The sequence below is a fragment of the Rhodoferax ferrireducens genome (assembly GCF_003347515.1).
Taxonomy (GTDB): Bacteria; Pseudomonadota; Gammaproteobacteria; order Burkholderiales; family Burkholderiaceae_C; genus Rhodoferax.
Window position 1 is genome coordinate 448,669 of record NZ_QEII01000324.1, and the last position, 20,177, is coordinate 468,845.

17 protein-coding genes are annotated in these 20,177 nt (G+C 61.8%); 8 read left to right on the top strand and 9 right to left on the bottom strand.

The annotated features are described in order from the left end of the window. Positions 1-9 precede the first annotated feature (9 nt). From C5P05_RS32675 to C5P05_RS32705, 7 genes are all read right to left on the bottom strand, one after another. Positions 10-849, bottom strand: coding sequence for an ABC transporter ATP-binding protein (locus C5P05_RS32675; protein WP_114974019.1), 840 nt, complete (start codon positions 847-849; stop codon positions 10-12). After that, a complete protein-coding gene (ntrB, locus tag C5P05_RS32680; protein WP_114974020.1) occupies positions 846-1,790 on the bottom strand; it encodes a nitrate ABC transporter permease in 945 nt (314 codons plus the stop codon). The genes C5P05_RS32675 and ntrB overlap by 4 nt, the downstream gene beginning before the upstream one ends. Before the next feature lie 10 nt (positions 1,791-1,800). Then, positions 1,801-3,045: a CmpA/NrtA family ABC transporter substrate-binding protein gene (locus C5P05_RS32685; protein ID WP_114974021.1), complete on the bottom strand. Its 1,245-nt coding sequence runs from the start codon at positions 3,043-3,045 to the stop codon at positions 1,801-1,803. 358 nt (positions 3,046-3,403) lie between these two features. After that, positions 3,404-4,042 (bottom strand): MlaC/ttg2D family ABC transporter substrate-binding protein, encoded by a 639-nt coding sequence (locus C5P05_RS32690; RefSeq protein ID WP_114974022.1) that lies wholly within the window; start codon positions 4,040-4,042, stop codon positions 3,404-3,406. Next, entirely contained in the window at positions 4,039-5,514 is a 1,476-nt protein-coding gene (locus C5P05_RS32695) for an efflux transporter outer membrane subunit (protein ID WP_269813977.1), read from the bottom strand. Before C5P05_RS32695 ends, C5P05_RS32690 begins: the two co-directional genes overlap by 4 nt. After that, positions 5,507-8,662, bottom strand: coding sequence for an efflux RND transporter permease subunit (locus C5P05_RS32700; RefSeq protein ID WP_114974024.1), 3,156 nt, complete (start codon positions 8,660-8,662; stop codon positions 5,507-5,509). The genes C5P05_RS32695 and C5P05_RS32700 overlap by 8 nt, the downstream gene beginning before the upstream one ends. A gap of 12 nt (positions 8,663-8,674) precedes the next feature. Beyond that, positions 8,675-9,973 carry an efflux RND transporter periplasmic adaptor subunit gene (locus C5P05_RS32705; protein ID WP_114974025.1) on the bottom strand — a complete coding sequence of 433 codons (1,299 nt, stop codon included), beginning with the start codon at positions 9,971-9,973 and terminating at the stop codon, positions 8,675-8,677. 160 nt (positions 9,974-10,133) lie between these two features. Between C5P05_RS32705 and C5P05_RS32710 the strand changes: the two genes are divergently transcribed. Then, complete coding sequence (locus C5P05_RS32710; protein ID WP_114974026.1) at positions 10,134-10,790, top strand: TetR family transcriptional regulator; 657 nt, start codon at positions 10,134-10,136, stop codon at positions 10,788-10,790. Here the strand turns inward: C5P05_RS32710 and C5P05_RS32715 are convergent. Then, on the bottom strand, positions 10,779-11,405 hold the full coding sequence (locus C5P05_RS32715) for an ANTAR domain-containing response regulator (protein WP_114974027.1): 627 nt from the start codon (positions 11,403-11,405) through the stop codon (positions 10,779-10,781). The genes C5P05_RS32710 and C5P05_RS32715 overlap by 12 nt on opposite strands. 93 nt (positions 11,406-11,498) lie before the next feature. Between C5P05_RS32715 and tsaD the strand changes: the two genes are divergently transcribed. Next, the gene (gene tsaD / locus C5P05_RS32720; protein WP_198674934.1) at positions 11,499-12,551 is read left to right on the top strand and encodes a tRNA (adenosine(37)-N6)-threonylcarbamoyltransferase complex transferase subunit TsaD; all 1,053 of its coding nucleotides are present in this window, start codon (positions 11,499-11,501) and stop codon (positions 12,549-12,551) included. Between the two features lie 66 nt (positions 12,552-12,617). Here the strand turns inward: tsaD and C5P05_RS32725 are convergent, their stop codons facing one another. After that, a complete protein-coding gene (locus C5P05_RS32725; protein ID WP_114974029.1) occupies positions 12,618-12,998 on the bottom strand; it encodes an Hsp20/alpha crystallin family protein in 381 nt (126 codons plus the stop codon). 97 nt (positions 12,999-13,095) lie between these two features. Between C5P05_RS32725 and C5P05_RS32730 the strand changes: the two genes are divergently transcribed. From C5P05_RS32730 to tpiA, 6 genes are all read left to right on the top strand, one after another. Continuing rightward, positions 13,096-14,400: a branched-chain amino acid ABC transporter substrate-binding protein gene (locus tag C5P05_RS32730; RefSeq protein WP_114974030.1), complete on the top strand. Its 1,305-nt coding sequence runs from the start codon at positions 13,096-13,098 to the stop codon at positions 14,398-14,400. Between the two features lie 24 nt (positions 14,401-14,424). Continuing rightward, positions 14,425-15,588, top strand: coding sequence for a pyridoxal phosphate-dependent aminotransferase (locus C5P05_RS32735; RefSeq protein WP_114974031.1), 1,164 nt, complete (start codon positions 14,425-14,427; stop codon positions 15,586-15,588). Positions 15,589-15,743: 155 nt separating this feature from the next. Next, positions 15,744-16,010, top strand: a complete 267-nt coding sequence (rpsO, locus tag C5P05_RS32740; protein WP_114974032.1) for a 30S ribosomal protein S15 — start codon at positions 15,744-15,746, stop codon at positions 16,008-16,010. A 201-nt stretch (positions 16,011-16,211) separates the two neighbouring features. Continuing rightward, positions 16,212-18,335, top strand: a complete 2,124-nt coding sequence (gene pnp, locus C5P05_RS32745; protein WP_114974033.1) for a polyribonucleotide nucleotidyltransferase — start codon at positions 16,212-16,214, stop codon at positions 18,333-18,335. A 76-nt stretch (positions 18,336-18,411) separates the two neighbouring features. After that, positions 18,412-19,407 carry an NAD(P)H-quinone oxidoreductase gene (locus tag C5P05_RS32750; protein ID WP_114974034.1) on the top strand — a complete coding sequence of 332 codons (996 nt, stop codon included), beginning with the start codon at positions 18,412-18,414 and terminating at the stop codon, positions 19,405-19,407. Further along, complete coding sequence (tpiA, locus tag C5P05_RS32755) at positions 19,404-20,147, top strand: triose-phosphate isomerase (RefSeq protein ID WP_114974035.1); 744 nt, start codon at positions 19,404-19,406, stop codon at positions 20,145-20,147. The genes C5P05_RS32750 and tpiA overlap by 4 nt, the downstream gene beginning before the upstream one ends. The last annotated feature ends 30 nt before the right edge of the window (positions 20,148-20,177 follow it).

Genomic DNA, 20,177 nt, shown 5'->3' on the forward strand with positions numbered 1-20,177 from the left:
GATGGGCTATCAGGCCACCTGTTTTTCCACGTGCGCCTGGCGCGTGTACAGAAAATCGATCACGGCTTTGCGGTACTGCAGGTATTGCGCGCTGTCGGCCAGTTCGACCCGGTTGCGCGGACGCGGCAACTCCACACTCAGCACTTCACCGATGGTGGCTGCCGGCCCATTGGTCATCATCACGATCCGGTCAGACAGCAGCACCGCCTCGTCCACGTCGTGCGTCACCATCACCACGGTGCTGTGGGTGCGGGCAACGATTTCCAGCAGCTCGTCCTGCAGCTTGGCGCGAGTCAGGGCGTCCAGGGCACCAAAAGGCTCGTCCATCAGCAGCACCTTGGGCTCCATGGCCAGCGCCCGGGCGATACCCACGCGCTGCTTCATGCCACCCGAGATTTCGCCAGGGCGCTTTTGCGCGGCCGACGTCAGGCCCACCATTGCCAGCACGGCGTCGGTGCGGGCCTTGAGCTGGGCTTTGGTCTCTGACGCGGCGCCGGTGGTGCGGTTGGCGGCGCCAAAGACGCGCTCGACACCGAGGTAGACGTTCTCGAAGCAGGTCAGCCAGGGCAGCAGCGAGTGGTTCTGGAACACCACGGCACGTTCGGGGCCGGGCCCGGCGATTTCGCGGTTGGCACACAAGAGGTGGCCATGCGTGGGCATGGTCAAGCCGGCAATCAGATTCAGCAGGGTGGACTTGCCGCAGCCCGAGTGCCCGATGAGGGTCACGAACTCGCCCTTGGCAACGTTCAGGTTGACGTTTTGCAGGGCGCAGAACGGACCTTTTTTAGTCTTGAAGGTTTGTTCGACGCCCGAGATTTCGATGTATTTGGTGCTGAATGAGTCGCTCATGATTTGACCTCTTCGAATGTGAATGCGGTGGCGATTTTGATCAGTGCGTATTCCAGAATCAGCCCGACGATGCCGATGACGAAAATGGCAATGATGATGTTCTTGACGTTCAGGTTGTTCCACTCGTCCCACACCCAGAAGCCGATACCGACGCCGCCGGTCAGCATCTCGGCCGCCACGATCACCAGCCAGGCGGTGCCGACGGCGAGGCGTACACCCGTCAGCATGTAGGGCAGCACCGAGGGGAACAGGATCTTGGTGACGATCTTCCATTCGCTCAAGTTCAGCACGCGGGCCACGTTCATGTAGTCCTGCGGCACGCGCTGCACGCCCACCGCCGTGTTGATAATCATGGGCCAGATCGAGCAGATAAAGATGGTCCAGATGGCGGCCGGGTTGGCGCCCTTGAACACCAGCAAGCCAATCGGCAGCCAGGCCAGCGGCGACACCGGGCGCAGCAGGCTGATGAGCGGGTTGAACATGCGGCTCAAAAACTCGAAGCGCCCGATCATGAAACCGGCCGGAATGCCCACCGCTGCCGCCAGACCGAAGCCCACGGCCACGCGCTCCAGCGACATCAGGATGTTCCAGCCCACGCCCTGGTCGTTGGGGCCCTTGCGGTAAAACGGGTCCGAGAAAATGACCACGGCCTGTTTGAAGGTCTCGGTCGGCGAAGGGATGCTGCTGGCGGTCGAGATGGACACCAGCGCCCATACGCCAATCAAAAGGGCCAGGCCAAACACCGGCGGCAGCACCGCCAGCCAGAAGCCGCGCCAGTCGATGCCGGCACCCGCAGGCTTGGCCTTGCGTTCAATGCTTTTTTGGCCTCTAGCCCGCGTGCTGTCTACGTTAGTAGCTATTGTTTTAGTAGTATTTTCAACGGCTGGCGCAGCCGGCGCCACCCGTGATTCAAGGGGAGAGTGAAAAACTGCGCTAACCATGGTGTGCTCCTTAGGCTTTGATCTTGAAACCGTCTGCGTACTTCTTCGGGTCTTTGCCGTCCCACACGACGCCGTCCACCAGTTTGGAGCTGCGCATCACGTCTTTGGGCACCGGCGTCTTGCTGGCGGTGGCCGCCTGCTTGTAGATGTCGATCTGGTTGATCTGTTTGGCCACGGCCAGGTAATCGGGATGCTCTTTCAGCAAGCCCCAGCGCTTGTGCTGCGTCAGGAACCACATGCCATCGGACAGATACGGGAAGTTCACCGCGCCATCGTTGAAAAATTTCATGTAGTTGGGATCGTCCCAGGTCTTGCCCATGCCGTTTTGGTAGCGGCCCAGAATGCGCTGGTTGATCGCGTCCACGCTGGTGTTCACATAAGACTTCTCGGCGATGGTTTCGGCCATCTTGTTTTTGTTTTGCAGGCCGGCATCAATCCACTTACCGGCTTCCAGGATGGCAGCGGTCACGGCGCGGGCCGTGTTGGGGTATTTCTTGACGAACTCGCCGGTGGTGCCCAGCACCTTTTCGGGATGGTCTTTCCAGATGTCCTGCGTGGTGGTGGCGGTGACGCCGATGCCGTCGATGATGGCGCGGTGGCCCCAAGGCTCACCCACGCAAAAGCCGTCCATGTTGCCGACGCGCATATTGGCCACCATTTGGGGCGGCGGCACGGTGATGACCTTGGCGTCCTTCATCGGGTCGATGCCGTTGGCCGCCATCCAGTAGTACAGCCACATGGCGTGCGTGCCGGTGGGGAAAGTCTGGGCAAAAGTGTATTCACGCTTCTCTGCCGCCATCAGCTTGGCCAGACCGGCGCCATCCACCGCGCCCTTGTCGGCCAGCTTCTTGGACAGGGTGATGGCCTGGCCATTGTGGTTGAGGTTCATCAGCACGGCCATGTCTTTCTTGGCGCCGCCCACGCCGAGGTGCACACCGTAGATCAGGCCGTACAGCACATGGGCAAAGTCGAGTTCACCCGTGACCAGCTTATCGCGCACGCCGGCCCAGCTGGCTTCCTTGGTGGGGATGATCTTGACGCCGTACTTTTTGTCGATGCCCAGCACCGAGGCCATCACCACGCTGGCGCAATCGGTCAGCGGGATGAAGCCGATTTTGACTTCGGTTTTTTCTGGCGCGTCGGAGCCTGCGGCGTAGACGACGGAACGCAGGGCCGGGCTGATGCCAACGGCGCCGACAGCGGCAGTTTGCAACACAGCGCGGCGGCTGAGGCTGGATTTAAGAAGATCGGTCATGGCACAACTCCTAAAAAAAGAAACAAAAAAAGGCGTCCTCACGAAGCCGGTGCGCGACGGGTTTGCCGCTGCCTGCTTGTGGGGACGCCTTTGTCCTGTAACGAAGTTCCCAGCCCGCCGTTGGACCAGAACCTTCGCATAACCCTTGCGGGTCTCGGAGTTATCTATGCAATGACTGTGCCAGCTTTTTTAAAGCGAAAATTTTATAAAAATGATAGCTTTCTGCGCTTATTGCACGAGGGCTGGCGGCCAATTTGATACCAAGTAAGGTGCGAGCGCACTGTTGTTGTGCGACGCACCAATTCAGGTTAACCCCGGACCGAGTTGGCGCATGCCGTGTCGGTGCGCGAGGCCTGGTTCATGATTTCCTGGCGTTGGCCTTGTTGCGGGTGGCCAGGCTGGCAATCAGGCCGTCAATGCCTTTGCTATTGATTTCCTGCGCAAACTGGCTGCGATAGGTTTCCACCAGCCACACACCCATGACGTTGAGGTTGTAGATTTTCCAGCCAGTCCCTTCGCCGGATGTTTTTTCCATCCGGTAGTCCAGCTGAACCGGGTCGCCCCGGCCTTTGACCTCGGTGCGAACCACGGCCTCTTTGTCTTCCGGCGCCGCCCGCAAGGGCTTGACGTCAATGGTCTGATCGCTGACCTGGGTCAAGGCACCAGCGTAGGTGCGCACCAGCAAGATCTTGAACTCCTCCTGCAAACGCTTTTGCTGCTCAGGGCTTGCCTGCCGCCAGGCGGGGCCCACGGCGGAGGCCGTCATGCGCTGGAAGTTGACGTTGGGCATGATCTTGGCATCCACCAGTGCCGTGATGCGGGATGCGTCCCCGCCCTGGATGGCTTTGTCGGCCTTGATGTTGTCCAGCACCTCGGTGAACAGGCGCTTGATCAAGGCGTCCGCAGGTTCATCCGCCGCGCTCGCCGGCAGCGCCAACAGACTCGATGCGCTCAAGACAAGCATGCTGAACAGGTGACTAAAAATACGACGATTCATGATTTGACTTCTTTCTTTTGAACTGATGATTTTTCAGACGCATCGTCCACGATGGCACCGCCCCCCAGTGCCTTGTACAAGGTGACCTGGTTCTGCAAATACGACAGCCGGGTTTGCGCCACGGCCTGCTGCACGCTAAACAGCGAGCGCTGCGCGTCCAGCAGTTCCAGGTAGCTGGCAACGCCGTTGCGGTAGCGCAGGTCGGCGAGGCGGAAACGGTCGGCCTCGGCCTCAAGCTGCACTTGTTGGGCCTGCACCTGCTCATCCAGCGTGGCGCGCCCGGCCAAGGCGTCGGCCACTTCGCGGAAGGCGGTCTGGATGGCTTTTTCGTACTGCGCCACGGCGATGTCGCGGCCGACGTTGCTGGAGTTCAGGTTGGCCTGGTTGCGCCCGGCGTCAAAGATCGGCAGCAGCGCCTGCGGCGCTAGCGTCCAACCCCAGGAGCCGCTCTTGAACAAGCCGGAGAGCTCGCCGCTGGCGGTGCCGGCGCTGGCGGTCAGCGAGATGCGCGGAAAGAAGGCCGCACGCGCCGCCCCGATGCTGGCATTGGCCGCGATCAGTTGCTGTTCGGCCCGGCGAATGTCCGGGCGGCGCGTGAGCAGGTCGGACGGCAGGCCGGCCGGTACATCACTGAATGCCGGCGCCGCGGCGCCGGCCGTGGTGGCGATCAGGGCGTCCGGCAGCGTCTGTCCGACCAGCAGGGTGAGCGCGTTCACGTCCAGCGCGCGCAGGCGTCGCTGCTGCGCCAGGGTGGCGCGCGCTTGCGCCGTCAGCGATTCGGCCTGGCGGAAGTCCAGCACCGAGGCCGCGCCGTTGTCCAGGCGCAGCTTGGTCAGGCGCAGCGAATCGTCGCGCGTGGCCAGCGTGCGCTGCGTCAGGGCCAGCAATTCGTCATTGGTCTGCAGGCTCAACCAGGTGTTGGCCACGGCGGCGATCAGGCTGGTCTGCGTCGCCTTGCGCGCTTCCTCAGACGCCAGGTACTGCGCCAGGGCCGATTCCTTCAGGCTGGCGACGCGGCCAAAAAAGTCGATCTCCCACGCGGCCATCGCCAGGCCGGCAGTGTATGTACTGGAGATGCCGCCGTTGCCATCGCTACTGGGCTGGCGGTTGCCGCTGGCGGCCAGGTTCAGCGTCGGGAACTGGTCGGCGCGGCGTATCTGGTAGGCCGCGCGCACTTGCTCGATATTGAGTACCGCCTCGCGCAGGTCGCGGTTGTTCGCCAGCGCCAGGCGGATCAGCTCACGCAGCGAGGCGTCGCCGATGAAGTCCTGCCAGGCCAGCTCGGCCGCGGGCGTGCCGGCCTGGGCGGACGTCGTGCTCATGGCCTCGGGCCACTGCGCGGCCACCGGCGCGGCCGGGCGCTCGTAGGTCGGAATCATCGAGCAGCCGGCCAGCAGGGCGGCGGTGGCCAGGGCCGGCCATGTGCGCGAGAAAGGCATTTGGGTACGCCAAAAAAGTAGGGTCTTAGTCATGGGGAATCACTCCTGTCTGATGGCTGTGTGAAGCATCAAATTGTTTTTGTCTGGCACTGCCTTTGAAGAGGCTGCGCACCACCACAAAGAAGATGGGCACGAACAGCACCGCCAGCGCCGTGCCGGTCAGGATGCCGCCGATCACGCCCGTGCCGATGGCGCGCTGGCTGGCCGAACCGGCACCGCTGGAAATGGCCAGCGGCAGCACGCCCAGCGTGAAGGCCAGCGAGGTCATGACGATGGGGCGAAAGCGCAGATGGGCCGCCGCCAGCGCCGACTCGATCACGCTCTTGCCCTGCGCCTGCAGGTCCTTGGCGAATTCGATGATCAGAATCGCGTTCTTCGCCGACAGGCCGATGATGGTGATCAGGCCGACCTGAAAATACACGTCGTTCGAGTAGCCGCGAAACAGCGTGGCCAGCAACACACCCAGCACGCCGAGCGGCACCACCAGCACCACAGACAGCGGAATGGTCCAGCTCTCATACAGCGCGGCCAGGCACAGGAACACCGACAGGATGGCGAAGCCATACAGAATCATGGCCTGTGAACCGGCGAGTTTTTCCTCGCGCGACTGGCCGGTCCACTCAAAGCCCATGCCCTGCGGCAGTTGCGCCGCCAGACTTTCCATCTCGGCCATGGCGGCACCGGTGCTGAAGCCGGGTGCGGCGCTGCCGCTGATGCGCATCGACGGGTAGCCGTTGTAGCGCACGGTCTGCATCGGGCCATTGATCCAGCGCGTGCTGGCAAAGGCGGACAGCGGCACCGCCTGGGCCTTGCTGTTGAGCACGTTGAGCTTGAGCAGGTCGTCCGGCTGCATGCGCGCCGGCGCATCGGCCTGCACCACCACGCGCTGCAGGCGCCCGGCGTTCGGGAAGTCGTTCACATAACTGGAGCCCAAGGCGGTGGACAGCACGCTGTTGATTGCGTCATAGCCCACGCCCAGCGCACTGGCCTTGTCGCGGTCGATGTCGAGCTGCAATTGCGGCGCGTCTTCCAGGCCGTCGGGGCGCACCTGGGTGATGACCTTGCTCTTGCCCGCCATGCCCAGCAACTGGTTGCGCGCGCCCAGCAGTGCCTCGCGGCCCAGACCGGCACGGTCCTGCAGGCGAAAGCTGAAGCCGGACGAGGCGCCCAGTTCAGGAATCGGCGGCGGGCTCAAGGGGAAGACGAACGCATCGCGTATGCCGCTCAAAGCACCGAAGGCACGCCCGGCCACGTCCTGCGCCGAACTGCCGGCGGCATGGCGCAGCGACCAGTCCTTGAGCGTGACGAACGCCAGCGCCGCGTTCTGGCCCTGGCCGGAGAAGCTGAAGCCCAGCACGCCGACGATGCTTTGCACCTCGGGCTGCTTGAGCATGAAGCCTTCCACCTGCTCCATCACGGCGCGCGTGCGCTCCTGCGTGGCACCCGGCGGCAGCTGCACGTTCACCAGCATCGTGCCCTGGTCTTCGTTGGGCAGGAAGGAGGTGGGCAGACGCATGTAAACCACGGCCACAGCGGCGATGATGGCCAGGTAGATCAGCAGGTAGCGGGCGGCGCGCGGCAACATGCGGGCCACGCCGCGCTCGTAACCTTTGGCGGTGCGCGTGAAGCCCCGGTTGAACCAGCCGAAGAAGCCGGTCTTGGCGTGATGGTGACCAGCTTCCACCGGCTTGAGCAGCGTGGCGCACAAGGCCGGCGTGAGTGACAGCGCGAGAAACGCCGAGAACGCGATCGACACGCCCATCACGGCTGAAAACTGGCGATAAATATTGCCGACCGAGCCGCTGAAGAAGGCCAGCGGCACGAACACCGAGATCAACACCACGGTCACGCCAATGATGGCGCCCGAGATCTGGCCCATGGCCTTGCGGGTCGCTTCCAGCGGCGACAGGCCTTCCTCGCTCATGATGCGTTCGACGTTTTCCACCACCACAATGGCATCGTCCACCACGATGCCGATCACCAGCACCATGCCGAACATGGTCAGCACATTGATCGAAAAGCCCATCGCCAGCAATGTGGCAAAAGTGCCCAGCAGCGCCACCGGCACGACGATGGTGGGGATGATGGTGTAGCGCCAGTTCTGCAGGAACAGGAACATCACCAGGAACACCAGCACCACGGCCTCGACCAGGGTCTCCGCCACTTGCCGGATGGAGATGTCCACAAAACGCGAGCTGTCGTAGGGAATCGTCCAGCTCATGCCTTTGGGAAAGAAGGGTTCCAACTGCTGCATCTTGGCGCGCACTGCCTTGGCCGTGGCCAGCGCGTTGCCGCTGGGCGCCAGCTGGACGCCAATGCCGGTCGAGGGCTTGCCGTTCAGGCGGGCCGAGGTAGCGTAAGCCTGCGCCCCCAGCTCAATGCGTGCCACGTCCTTCAGCCGCACGGTGGAGCCGTCGGCGTTGGCGCGCAACACGACTTTGCCGAATTCCTCGACGCTGGAGAGCTGGCCGTTGACCACCACGGTGGCGGCAATGCCCTGGCCGGCCACGTTGGGCAGGCTGCCGATTTCGCCGGCCGAGACCTGGGCGTTTTGCGCGCGGATGGCAGCGCTGACATCCGCCGCCGACAGGTTGAGACCCAGCAATTTGGCTGGGTCGATCCAGATGCGCATGGCCCGCTCGGTGCCAAACAGCTGGGCCTGCCCGACGCCGGGCAGGCGTTGCAGCTCAGGGATGACGCTGCGCGCGGCATAGTCGCCCAGCCCGATCGGGTCCAGCGCCGGATCGTCCGAGGTCAGGATGGCGAACAGCAGGAAATTGGCGCGCGACTTGTCGACGCGCACGCCCTGTTGCGTTACCGCCGATGGCAGGCGCGGTGTCGCGCGCGCCAGGCGGTTTTGCACGTCCACCTGGGCCAGATCGGGATTGGTGCCGGGCTCGAAGCTCAGCGTGATGTTGCCGGAGCCGTCGGCTTGTGCCACCGACTCCATATAGATGAGGCCGGGGGCGCCGTTCATCTCGCGCTCGATCACAGACAACACGCTGTCTTCCAGCGTCTTGGCGGAGGCGCCGGGGTAGGCTGCTGCCACCACGATGGCCGGGGGCGCCACGGGGGGGTATTGTGAAATCGGCAGCTGGGTGATGGACACCGCGCCCATCACAATGATGAACAGGGCAATCACCCAGGCAAAGATGGGCCGCTCAATGAAGAATTTCGCCATGACGTGGGCTCCTTAGCGGCTGGCGCCGGAGGCGGCGCTGGCCGGGGCCGACGCGGCAGACGCTATGGGCGCTGCGGCGGTAGGGGCGGAGGCCTTGGCGGCAGGTTTGCTGCCCGGCGCCTGCCAGGGCACGCCCTTGACCGGTGCGTCGCCGCGCAGTTTCTGGAAGCCGTCCACCATCACCTGCTCGCCACTCTTTAAGCCGTCCAGGATCACCCACTGACTGCCTTGCTGGCCACCCACCTTCACCGGGCGCGGGGCGACTTTGCCGTCGGGCCCGACCACCATGACCGAGTCGCCCTGCGGCGAGCGCGTCACCGCCTGCTGCGGGAGGGTGATGGCGTTGGTGGCCTGGGCCTGCTCCAGCCGTACGCGCACATACAAGCCGGGCAGCAGGGCGCCGCCGGGGTTGGGCACTTCGGCCCGCAGGGTAATCTGGCCGGTGGTGGCGTCCACCGTCAGGTCCGAGAACAGGAGTTTGCCGGGGCGCGCGTATTCGCTGCCGTCTTCCAGCAGCAGGCGCACGCTGGCTGCGTTGCTGCCACCTGCGCGTTTGAGCTGGCCGTTTTCCATGGCCCGGCGCAGCTTCATCACTTCGGCGGCCGATTGGGTGAAGTTCACATACATCGGGTCAATCTGCTGGATCACCGCCAGGGGCGTGGCTTCGCCCTGGCCCACCAGCGCGCCTTCGGTCACCAGGGCACGGCCGATGCGACCCGCGATCGGGGCGGTGACGGCGGCGTAGTTCAGGTTGATACGGGCGGTCTGGACCGCAGCTTTGCCCATGGCGACATCGGCCTCGGCCTGTTTGCCTGCCGCCTGCGCATTCACGTACTCTTGCTGGCTGATGGCTTTGGCCTCGGCCAGGGGTTTGTAGCGCTCGACTTGCGCGCTGGCCTGCATCAGATTGGCCTCGGCTTTGGCCAGGCTGCCCTGGGCGCTGGCAAAAGCAGCCTGGTAGGGGCCGGCGTCAATTGCAAACAAAGCCTGACCGGCTTTCACGTCACGGCCCTCAACAAACAGCCGCTGTTGCAGAATGCCGGCGGCCCGTGCCCGGACCTGAGCCACGCGCGAGGCCTCCAGCCGGCCAGGCAATTCGGTGGTCAGGCCTATATCGCCGGGGGCGACAGTGACCACGCCCACCTCAGCCGGCGGCATACCGCCTGCGGGACCCGCAGGTGCGGTATTGCTTGGGCCGCAGCCCGCCAGCAGGGCCGCAATAGTCAACGAGGTCAGGGCCAGGCGGCCGCGCAAGGCTGACCGGTGGGGGATGGGGGGGGCAATGGCAAGCCGGGTATGCGGTAGAGACATGGTGTACTTCCGGGTAGAGGGCCGAGATCAGGTCTCTGCCGCAGGGTATTAAATAAAGAGGAAGGCTTTAAACAGGTTGAGGGCTTACCTCAGTATACATACATTCACGAATGTATAATAATACTTTCAAGTCCTATCATTTTTCTGAAAGACGTTCGTCATGGCTCGCTGTACCAAGGAAGAAGCCCTCGTCACCCGTCATCGCCTGCTCGATGCGGCGGAGCTTGTGTTTGCCGAAAAAGGCGTTTCCCGTACCTCCTTGAATGACATTGCACAAGCCGCGGGCGTGAGCCGGGGCGCGATTTACTGGCATTTCAAGAACAAGGCGGATCTGTTCAACGCCATGATGGAACGCACCACTTTGCCGCTGGAGGATTCCCTGCACCAAATTGGGCACGATTCCGAGTTCGACCCGTTGCACGAGTTGCAACGCGCCATCCTGGATGCCATGCGAAAAATTGCCACGGATGAACGCACCCGCCGGGTTTTTGAGGTGGCCACACTTAAGGTGGAATACGTGGAAGAGTTGCTGGCCGTCAAGGCGCGCCACCTCCAATGCTATGTTGAAGGCGTAGGTCAGATGGAGCGCAGCCTGCGAGAGGCGGCTTTGCGTCGTGCGGAGCCCTTGCGGGTGTCGCCTTCGATGGCGGCGCAGGGTTTGCACGCGCTGGTGGTGGGGCTTATCCATACCTGGTTGCTGGCGCCGGAATCCTTTGAGCTGGTGCCGGTTGCTGAAATGGCCGTAGGCGCGTATCTGGCCGGCTTGGGGCTGGCGCCTGAGCCGGAGCGTGAGGGGCAGGCGACGTCAGCCCAGTAAATCCATCACATCGAGCATGCGCTGCGCGACGTCGCCCAGCTTCAGCCCCTTGTCCATGGCGGTTTTGCGCATCTTTTCAAAGGCGGCCTGCTCGCTCAGGCCCTGACGCTGCATCAGCATTCCCTTGGCGCGGTCAATGACTTTGCGGTCTTGCAACTCGCTTTTGGTGGCGGCGAGCTCCTGCCGCAGCGCCTGTTCATGCTGGAAACGGGCCATGGCCACGTCCAGAATGGGGCGAATGCGCTCCGCCGACAGACCGGCCACGATGTAGGCCGAGACACCGGCAGCCACCGCGTCTTTCACGTGGCTGGTGTCGCTGTCATTGGTGAACATGACGATGGGGCGGCGGGCATCCCGCGTCGCCATCACCACGTGCTCCAGCGCGTCACGCGCCTCGCTTTCCGCATCCACGATGATCATGTCGGGCTGCAGCTGGTTCAGGCGCTCGTGCAAAAAGACGTCGGCCGGCAGCACCGCCACCAAATTGAAGCCGTTTTCCAGCAAGCCAATGCGCAGGCTGCGCGAGCGCTCGGCTTGGTTGATGGCGTAGTCATCATTCTGGTCCTCTATGGCCAGATCCGGGGCAACGACGACAATTCGCAGGGCTTCATTCATGCTCCAAGTCCATGCAAGAATCGAGCCATTATTTGCTGTGCTGACCTGGCTGGGAAGGGCCATCCTCTAAACTCTGTCCTTATGGCGAAAAACTTGACAGTATTGGGGATTGAGTCCTCGTGTGACGAAACGGGCGTGGCCCTGGTCGAGGTGCGGGGCGAGGCATTGCCGGTCTTGCTGGCCGATGCCCTGTACAGCCAGATCGAGATGCATCAGGCCTATGGCGGCGTGGTGCCCGAGCTGGCCAGCCGTGACCATATTCGCCGCGTGTTGCCGCTAACCGAGCAGGTATTGGCGGCCGCCGGAAAAAACCTGGCTGATATTGACGTGGTGGCTTTCACCCGCGGCCCGGGTCTGGCCGGCGCCTTGCTGGTGGGGGCCGGCGTGGCGTGCGCGTTGGGCGCCGCTTTGGGCAAGCCGGTGCTGGGCGTGCACCATCTTGAAGGCCATTTGCTGTCGCCGTTCCTGAGTGCCGACCCGCCTGAGTTTCCGTTTGTGGCCCTGCTGGTATCGGGCGGCCACACGCAACTGATGCGGGTGGACGGGGTAGGGCGCTATCAGATATTGGGCGAGACGATAGATGACGCGGCCGGCGAGGCCTTCGACAAGTCGGCCAAGCTGATGGGCCTGGGTTACCCGGGCGGCCCGGCGCTCTCCAAATTGGCGGAGCAGGGTGACCCGGCAGCGTTCAAGCTGCCGCGCCCCTTGCTGAAAAGCAATAATCTTGATTTTTCGTTTGCGGGTTTGAAAACGGCGGTGATGGTGCAGGCCAAGAAGCTGGCCGCCGCGCAGGATAGCGCCGTGGAGGCCTTACCCGTCCAAGTATTGACCGATCTGGCCGCCTCGACGCAAGCGGCGATTGTGGAAGTGCTGGTGAAGAAGTCGCTGATCGCCTTGACTCAAACGGGCCTGAAGCGGCTGGTCGTGGCCGGCGGCGTGGGTGCCAACCGGATGTTGCGCGAGCAACTCAACGCCGAGTGCGCCAAACGCCGGGTGCGGGTGCATTACCCCGAGCTGCATTTGTGTACCGACAACGGCGCCATGATCGCCATGGCGGCGGCCATGCGTCTGCAGTCCGGCCAACAAAAAGCCAGCGAGGTCTACGCTTTTGACGTCAAACCGCGCTGGCCGCTGGATACGCTTTGAATTTATATCAAATAGGCCTCTAGCCCTTGTAGTATCTGCACAAATAGCTACATAATTGATAGTAAATCAGTTGATGGTCAACTGCGTCACGCGGCTCACGGGCACTTGCTTGCCGAGCTTGAGGGTCAGCACACCGTTCTCCAGTTTGGCTTCGCTGCTGGTCGCATCGATGTCTTGCGGCAATTCGTAGGCCTGCTTGTATTGGCGGGTCGCGCCTTCTTTGGTTTCAATCCGCACGATGCTGCCTTCAATACCGATGTTCAACTGGTCCTTGGCAATGCCGGGCACGTCAAATGTCAGCGTGTAAGACGTGTCATCCTGCGCCACGGTGCATGATTTCTGACGGCTGGACAGTTGCGTCTCGGTCAGGAAACGCTCCAGCGAACGGCCCGCAGGCGAATAGGCCTGGCGGCGAAGATTGGCGGGGGCGGTGGTGGCAAAAAACATGGTTTAACTCCTTGTGTACACTGCGCGGCGTTCAACATGAACCTCCGCATGCATCGAATCTGCGAATGAAGCGGCCGTATTCAAGAGAGATCCCCATATGTTTATTCTTCCCCGCAAAGCCTTGAAATTGCTGGCAGTGGCGCTATGTGCGCCGGCCTTGGGAATGGCGCAGCCGGCGCCTGTGTCCGCGTCTGCACCGATCAAGGTCGCCATGATCGAAGGTCTGAGCGGACCGTTTGGCAATACCGGCGAAGCGGTGTTTCGCAACCTGTACTGGGCGATGGAGCGCGTCAATGCGCGCGGCGGGGTGAAGTTGGCCGCAACGGCAACGGTGCCCGCCGGCAATCATCCGCTGGCGCTGGAGCGTTACGACAGCAAGGGCCAAACCGAGGAGGCGCTGTCGGCGCTCAAATCGGCCATCGACGATGGTGCGCGCTTCATCATGCAGGGCAATTCGTCGGCCACGGCGGCGGCCTTGATTGATGCCATCAACAAGCACAACGAACGCGAACCGGCCAAGCGCGTGGTGTTCCTGAACTACGCGGCGGTCGATCCCATTTTGACCAACGAAAAATGCAGCTTCTGGCACTTCCGTTTCGATGCGCACGCCGATATGCGCATGACCGCCTTGATGACCGTTCTGAAAGAAGACAAGTCGCTCAAGAGCGTGTACATCCTGGGCCAGGACTACAGCTTTGGTCACGCCGTGGCGCGCGAAGCCAAACGCCAACTCGGCCTGCTGCGCCCGGACATCCAACTGGTGGGAGAAGAGCTGCACCCCATGGGTCGCGTCAAGGATTTTTTGCCCTATGCCACCAAGATCAAGGCCAGTGGCGCACAAGCGGTCATCACCGGCAACTTCGGCAACGACCTGACCTTGCTGGTCAAGGCCGCCAAAGAGGTCGGCTTTGAAGGCAAGTTCTACACCTTCTACGGCAATGCGCTGGGCGCGCCGGCGGCGATCGGCGATGCCGGCATCGGCAAAGTGGTGGCCGTGGCCGACTGGTTGCCGAATGTGCAAACTGCGTCCAGCGACGCCTTCTACCAGTCTTTTCGCCAGCGTTTCCCTAAGCCGGCCGACGACTATGTGCACATGCGCATGCAACTGATGGTGGAGTCGCTGGCGCAGGCGATTGAAAAGGCAGGGACTACGGATTCGTTAGCTGTCGCGACACAGCTGGAAAAAGCGAATGTCACTTTTGCTTCGCAAAACGGGGTGATGCGGGCGTCCGACCACCAGTTCCAGCAGCCGCTCGTGGTGGGCGTGATGGACCGGCAAGGCGCGCCTGGCGTCAAGTTTGATGTGGAGGGCTCGGGCTATGGCTTTCGGGTCATCAAGACCATCGCCGCAGCCAGTGCCGAGCTGCCCACCACCTGCAAGATGCAACGACCCGTGCAGTAATCCATTTCTTAACCTGAGCCCGCCATGCGCCAAGTCATCCTGAACCTTGAAGAGTCCCGTATCCGCGAAGTCGCCAATGCGGGCATGGGGCGCAGCGATGTGCTGGCCTTCTGGTTTGGCGAGAGCGACGAAGTCACGCCTGATTTCATCCGTCAGGCGGCCATCGAGTCGCTGCAGCGCGGCGAGACTTTTTATTCGCACAACCTGGGCCTGCCCGAGTTGCGCGAGGCAATTTCGACCTACATGAGTGCACGCCACGGTCCGATTGGCGTGGACCGGGTGGCCGTCACCAGCGGTGGCGTCAACGCGCTGATGCTGGCCATACAGCAACTGATCGATGCGGGGGACGAGGTCGTGGCCGTGACGCCGGTGTGGCCCAACCTGACGGCGCAACCTGCCATCCTGGGCGCCCGCGTCAAGTGTGTGGCGCTGAGCCCGGTCGATGGTGTGTGGACGCTGGACATGGACGCGCTGCTGGCGGCCGTCACGAGCGCCACCAAGGTGTTGATCATCAACGCCCCGAATAACCCAACCGGCTGGACCCTCACGCGCGAGGAACAGCAGCGTATCCTCGATCATTGCCGCAGCACCGGCACCTGGATCCTGGCCGACGAGGTGTACGAGCGGCTCTACTACGAGGCCACGCCCAGCGGCTGCGCGCCGAGTTTTCTGGATGTCGCCACACCCGATGACCGCCTGGTCGTGGTGCACAGCTTTTCCAAGAGTTTTCTCATGACCGGCTGGCGGCTGGGCTGGCTGGTGATGCCGCCAGCCATGACGCAGCACATGGGCAAGCTGATTGAGTTCAACACCTCGTGCGCCAGTGTGTTTACACAGCGGGCCGGTGTGGTGGCCCTGCAGCGCACGGACGAGGTGACGCCCCAAGTGGTGGCGCATCTGAAAACCTGCCGTGACACGCTGATTCCCCTGTTGCAGGCGATTCCCGGCATTCAGGTGGCGCCGGCACGCGGCGGTATGTATGCCTTTTTCAAACTGGACGGTTTTGGCGACTCCCTCGCCACGGCCAAACGGCTGGTGGTAGAGGCCGGCTTGGGCCTGGCGCCGGGTGATGCCTTTGCGCCCGAGGCGCAGGGCTGGCTGCGCTGGTGCTTTGCATCAAAAGATCCACAGCGGCTGGTGGAGGGTGTGGCCCGGCTGAACAAATGGCTGTCGTCCCAGCCCCGGTAGAGGGCCATGCCGGACCCGATCCGGCCGCCGTGGAGGGGGCCAGAAGTCCGCAACAGCAGGATTGGCTATAATTGAATGGCTTTGCACTTTGCACAAGCACACGTCAGGGGCAGTTCCAGCGCCTGACGCAAGTCCACATCAAACAGGAAAACAAAATGATCGCATCCAGTATCAAAGCCGCTGTCGTCAAAGACAACGCACGCCAAGCCGGTGACACAGGCAGTCCTGAAGTGCAAGTTGCGCTGTTGACCGCCCGTATCAACGAACTCACCCCCCACTTCAAGACCCACGCCAAAGACCACCATGGTCGCCGTGGCCTGTTGCGCATGGTGAGCCGCCGCCGCAAGCTGCTGGACTACCTGAAGTCCAAAGACGCTGACCGTTACACCGCGCTGATCGCCAAGTTGGGTCTGCGTAAGTAATCGATCCATCGAATGATGAACGCCTGAGTTAGGTTGCTAGCTCAGGCGTTTTTTACTTCGGAGAAGGCAATAACGGAGCGAAGCTGTGTCATTCCAGAGAAATTTGAGTCGAATTTCCCTGGAATGGCATCGTGTTCTGTGACGCTGCATCCGGGCTCGGGCGAAGTGGCCTGCACTTCCCATATTGACCAGGAGATAAAAATGAGCATATTCAACAAAGTCACCAAGACCTTCCAATGGGGTCAAAACACCGTCACCATGGAAACCGGCGAAATCGCCCGTCAATCCACTGGCGCCGTGCTGCTGGACATGGATGGCACCGTGGTGCTGGCCACCGTTGTCGCCAAGACCGAAGGCAAGGCCGGCCAGGATTTCTTCCCCCTGACCGTCGACTACCTGGAAAAAACCTATGCCGCTGGCAAGATCCCCGGCAGCTTCTTCAAGCGCGAAGGCCGTCCCAGCGAGTTTGAAACGCTGACCAGCCGCCTGATCGACCGTCCGATCCGCCCGCTGTTCCCGGAAGGTTTTTTCAATGAAGTGCATGTGGTCGTTCACACGCTGTCCTTGAACCCTGAAGTTGACGCAGACATTGCCGCCCTGATCGCGGTGAGCGCCGCCTTGTCCGTCAGCGGCATTCCCTTCAGCGGCCCCATCGGCGCTGCCCGTGTGGGCTACGTCAATGGCGAATACGTGCTCAACCCCGGTCAGACTGCTCGCAAGGATTCCGTCATGGATCTGGTCGTCGCCGGTACCGAAGCCGCCGTGTTGATGGTGGAGTCGGAAGCCCAGCAACTGAGCGAAGAAATCATGCTCGGCGCCGTGGTGTTTGGCCACGAGCAAGGCAACATCGCCATCAATGCGATCCATGAGCTGGTGCGCGATGCCGGCAAGCCGGTGTGGGACTGGAAAGCCCCCGCCAAGGACGAGCCACTGATCGCCAAGGTCGGCGCGCTGGCCAGCGAAAAACTCGCCGCTGCTTACCAAATTCGCAACAAACAAGCCCGTACCCGCGCTTGCCGTGAAGCGTACGCCGTCGTGATGGCTGACCTGAAATTGGATGGCGTTCCGTTTGACAGCGTCGCCGTTGAAGGCATGTTGTTCGATATCGAAGCCAAGATTGTGCGCAGCCAGATTCTGGCCGGCGAGCCACGTATCGACGGCCGCGACACGCGCACTGTGCGCGCCATTGAAATCCGCAACAGCGTGCTGCCCCGCACTCACGGTTCTGCCTTGTTCACGCGTGGCGAAACCCAGGCTTTGGTGGTCACCACCCTGGGCACCGAGCGCGATGCGCAGCGTATTGATGCCCTGGCTGGCGAGTACGAAGACCGCTTTATGCTGCACTACAACATGCCTCCGTTCGCCACCGGCGAAACGGGTCGTGTCGGTACGCCCAAGCGTCGTGAAATCGGTCACGGTCGTCTGGCCAAACGTGCCCTGATGGCTGTCTTGCCGAGCAAAGAAGAGTTTCCGTACACCATGCGTGTCGTATCGGAAATCACCGAGTCCAATGGCTCCTCGTCGATGGCTTCGGTCTGCGGCGGTTGCCTGTCCCTGATGGACGCCGGCGTGCCCATGAAAGCCCACGTGGCCGGTATCGCCATGGGTCTGATCAAGGACGAAGGCCGCTTCGCCGTGCTGACCGACATTCTGGGTGACGAAGATCATCTGGGCGACATGGACTTCAAGGTCGCCGGTACCACCAACGGCATCACCGCGCTGCAGATGGACATCAAAATCCAGGGCATCACCAAGGAAATCATGCAAGTCGCATTGGCGCAGGCCAAGGAAGCGCGCATGCACATCCTGGGAAAGATGCAGGAAGCCATGGCCGAAGCCAAGACCGAAGTGTCCACCTTCGCACCACGCCTGTTCACCATGAAGATCAACCCCGAGAAGATCCGTGACGTGATCGGCAAGGGCGGCTCGGTGATCCGTGCGCTGACCGAAGAAACCGGCACCCAGATCAACATAGATGAAGATGGCACCATCACCATCGCGTCGGCTGATCCCGCCAAGGCCGAAGAAGCTAAACGCCGTATTCAGCAGATCACCGCAGAAGTCGAAATCGGCAAGATCTACGAAGGCCCGATCACCAAGATTCTGGACTTCGGCGCTTTGATCAACTTGCTGCCTGGCAAAGATGGGCTGTTGCACATCAGCCAGATCGCCCATGAGCGTGTCGAAAAAGTCTCTGACTACCTGACCGAAGGCCAGATCGTCCGCGTGAAGGTCATGGAGACCGACGAAAAAGGCCGTATCAAGTTGTCCATGAAGGCTCTGCTGGACCGTCCGGCCCAGACGGGTTCTGATCACCACGCTTGAACTTGATTGTTTTTGTTTGTTATGAAATTGATAGCGCCTTACGCATATAGCATGAGCGCTATCGCCTGAAATGACCATGAAAGCTATCGAAATCAGCTCTTTTGGCCCACCCGACGTTTTACGTCTGGGTGAGCGGCCAATGCCTGTGCCGGGCGTGGATGAGCTGCTCATTCGCGTGTCGGCCAGCGGTGTGAACCGGCCGGATGTCCTGCAACGCACGGGCAACTACCCGGTGCCGCCGGGCGCATCGGATATTCCGGGGCTGGAAGTGGCCGGTGTGATCGAGCAGGGCGATGCGCAGGAAATGGCGCGCGTAGGTTTCAAGCTGGGCGATCGTGTTTGTGCCTTGGTCGCTGGTGGTGGTTACGCTGAATTTTGCGTGGCACCCATAGGGCAATGCCTTCCGGTGCCCAAAGGCCTGAGCGATGTCGAGGCCGCCTCCTTGCCCGAGACGTTCTTCACGGTCTGGAGCAATGTCTTTGACCGGGCTCGTCTGCAAGCAGGCGAAACGCTGTTAATCCAGGGGGGCTCCAGCGGTATTGGCGTGACCGCCATCCAGCTGGCCAAAGCCATGGGCGCGCAGGTCATCGTGACGGCAGGCAGTGATGAAAAATGCGCGGCGTGCCTGGCCTTGGGTGCCGATCATGCGATCAACTACAAGACGCACGATTTTCAGGACGAGGTCAAGCGTTTGACCGGCGGGCAAGGCGTGAATGTGATTCTGGACATGGTTGCTGGCAGCTATGTCGCCAAAGAAATTCAGTGCTTGAGTGAAGATGGCCGCTTGGTCATCATTGCTGTGCAGGGCGGCGTCAAGAGTGAAATCAACGCCGGCCTGGTTCTGCGTCGGCGCCTCACAGTGACGGGCTCAACATTGCGGGCACGGCCGATTGCCTTCAAGGAAGCAATTGCGCAAGCGTGTCTGAAAAATGTTTGGCCACTCATCGAGAGTGGGCGTATCAAGCCGGTGATTCACAGTACGTTTGCGGCGCAAGATGCGGCCAAGGCACACGAACTGATGGAATCGAACCAGCACGTGGGAAAAATTGTTTTGACTTGGGATGAGGCATGAAAAAGAAACTGATCGCAGGCAACTGGAAGATGAATGGCAGTCTGGTTGCCAATGAGGCCTTGATCAAAGGTCTTCTGACCGGTCTGGGAACCCCGGGCTGCCAGGTGGCGCTGTGTGTGCCCGCTGTCTATTTGGCCCAGGTGCATGCACTGTTGGCCGATAGCGCCATTGATCTCGGCGCGCAAGACGTTTCCGAGCATGAAATCGGCGCCTTTACGGGTGAAATTTCTGGCGCCATGCTCAAGGAATTTGGCGTGCGCTATGCATTGGTCGGCCACTCCGAGCGGCGTCAATACCACTTCGAGACCGATGCCGTTGTCGCGGCCAAGGCTCAACGTGCGCTGGCGGGCGGCATCACGCCCATCGTGTGCGTGGGCGAGACCCTGGCTGAACGTGAAGCTGGCAAGACCGAAGAGGTGGTCAAGCGACAACTCGCCGCCGTGATTCATACCAATGGTCATTGCATCAGTGAGATCGTGGTGGCGTATGAGCCTGTTTGGGCTATTGGCACGGGCAAGACGGCCAGTGTCGAACAGGCGCAGCAGGTGCATGCCGTGTTGCGGGCACAGTTGAAAGCCGCCTCACCTCAGGCAGACCGAATTCACATTCTTTATGGTGGCAGCATGAATGCGGCCAACGCAGCGCAATTGCTCGCGCAGCCTGACATCGATGGCGGCCTGGTGGGCGGCGCGTCGCTCAAGGTTCCAGACTTTTTATCGATTATTGCCTCTGCCCTTTAATTATTGGGTTTTGGTTGCTACATATTTAGG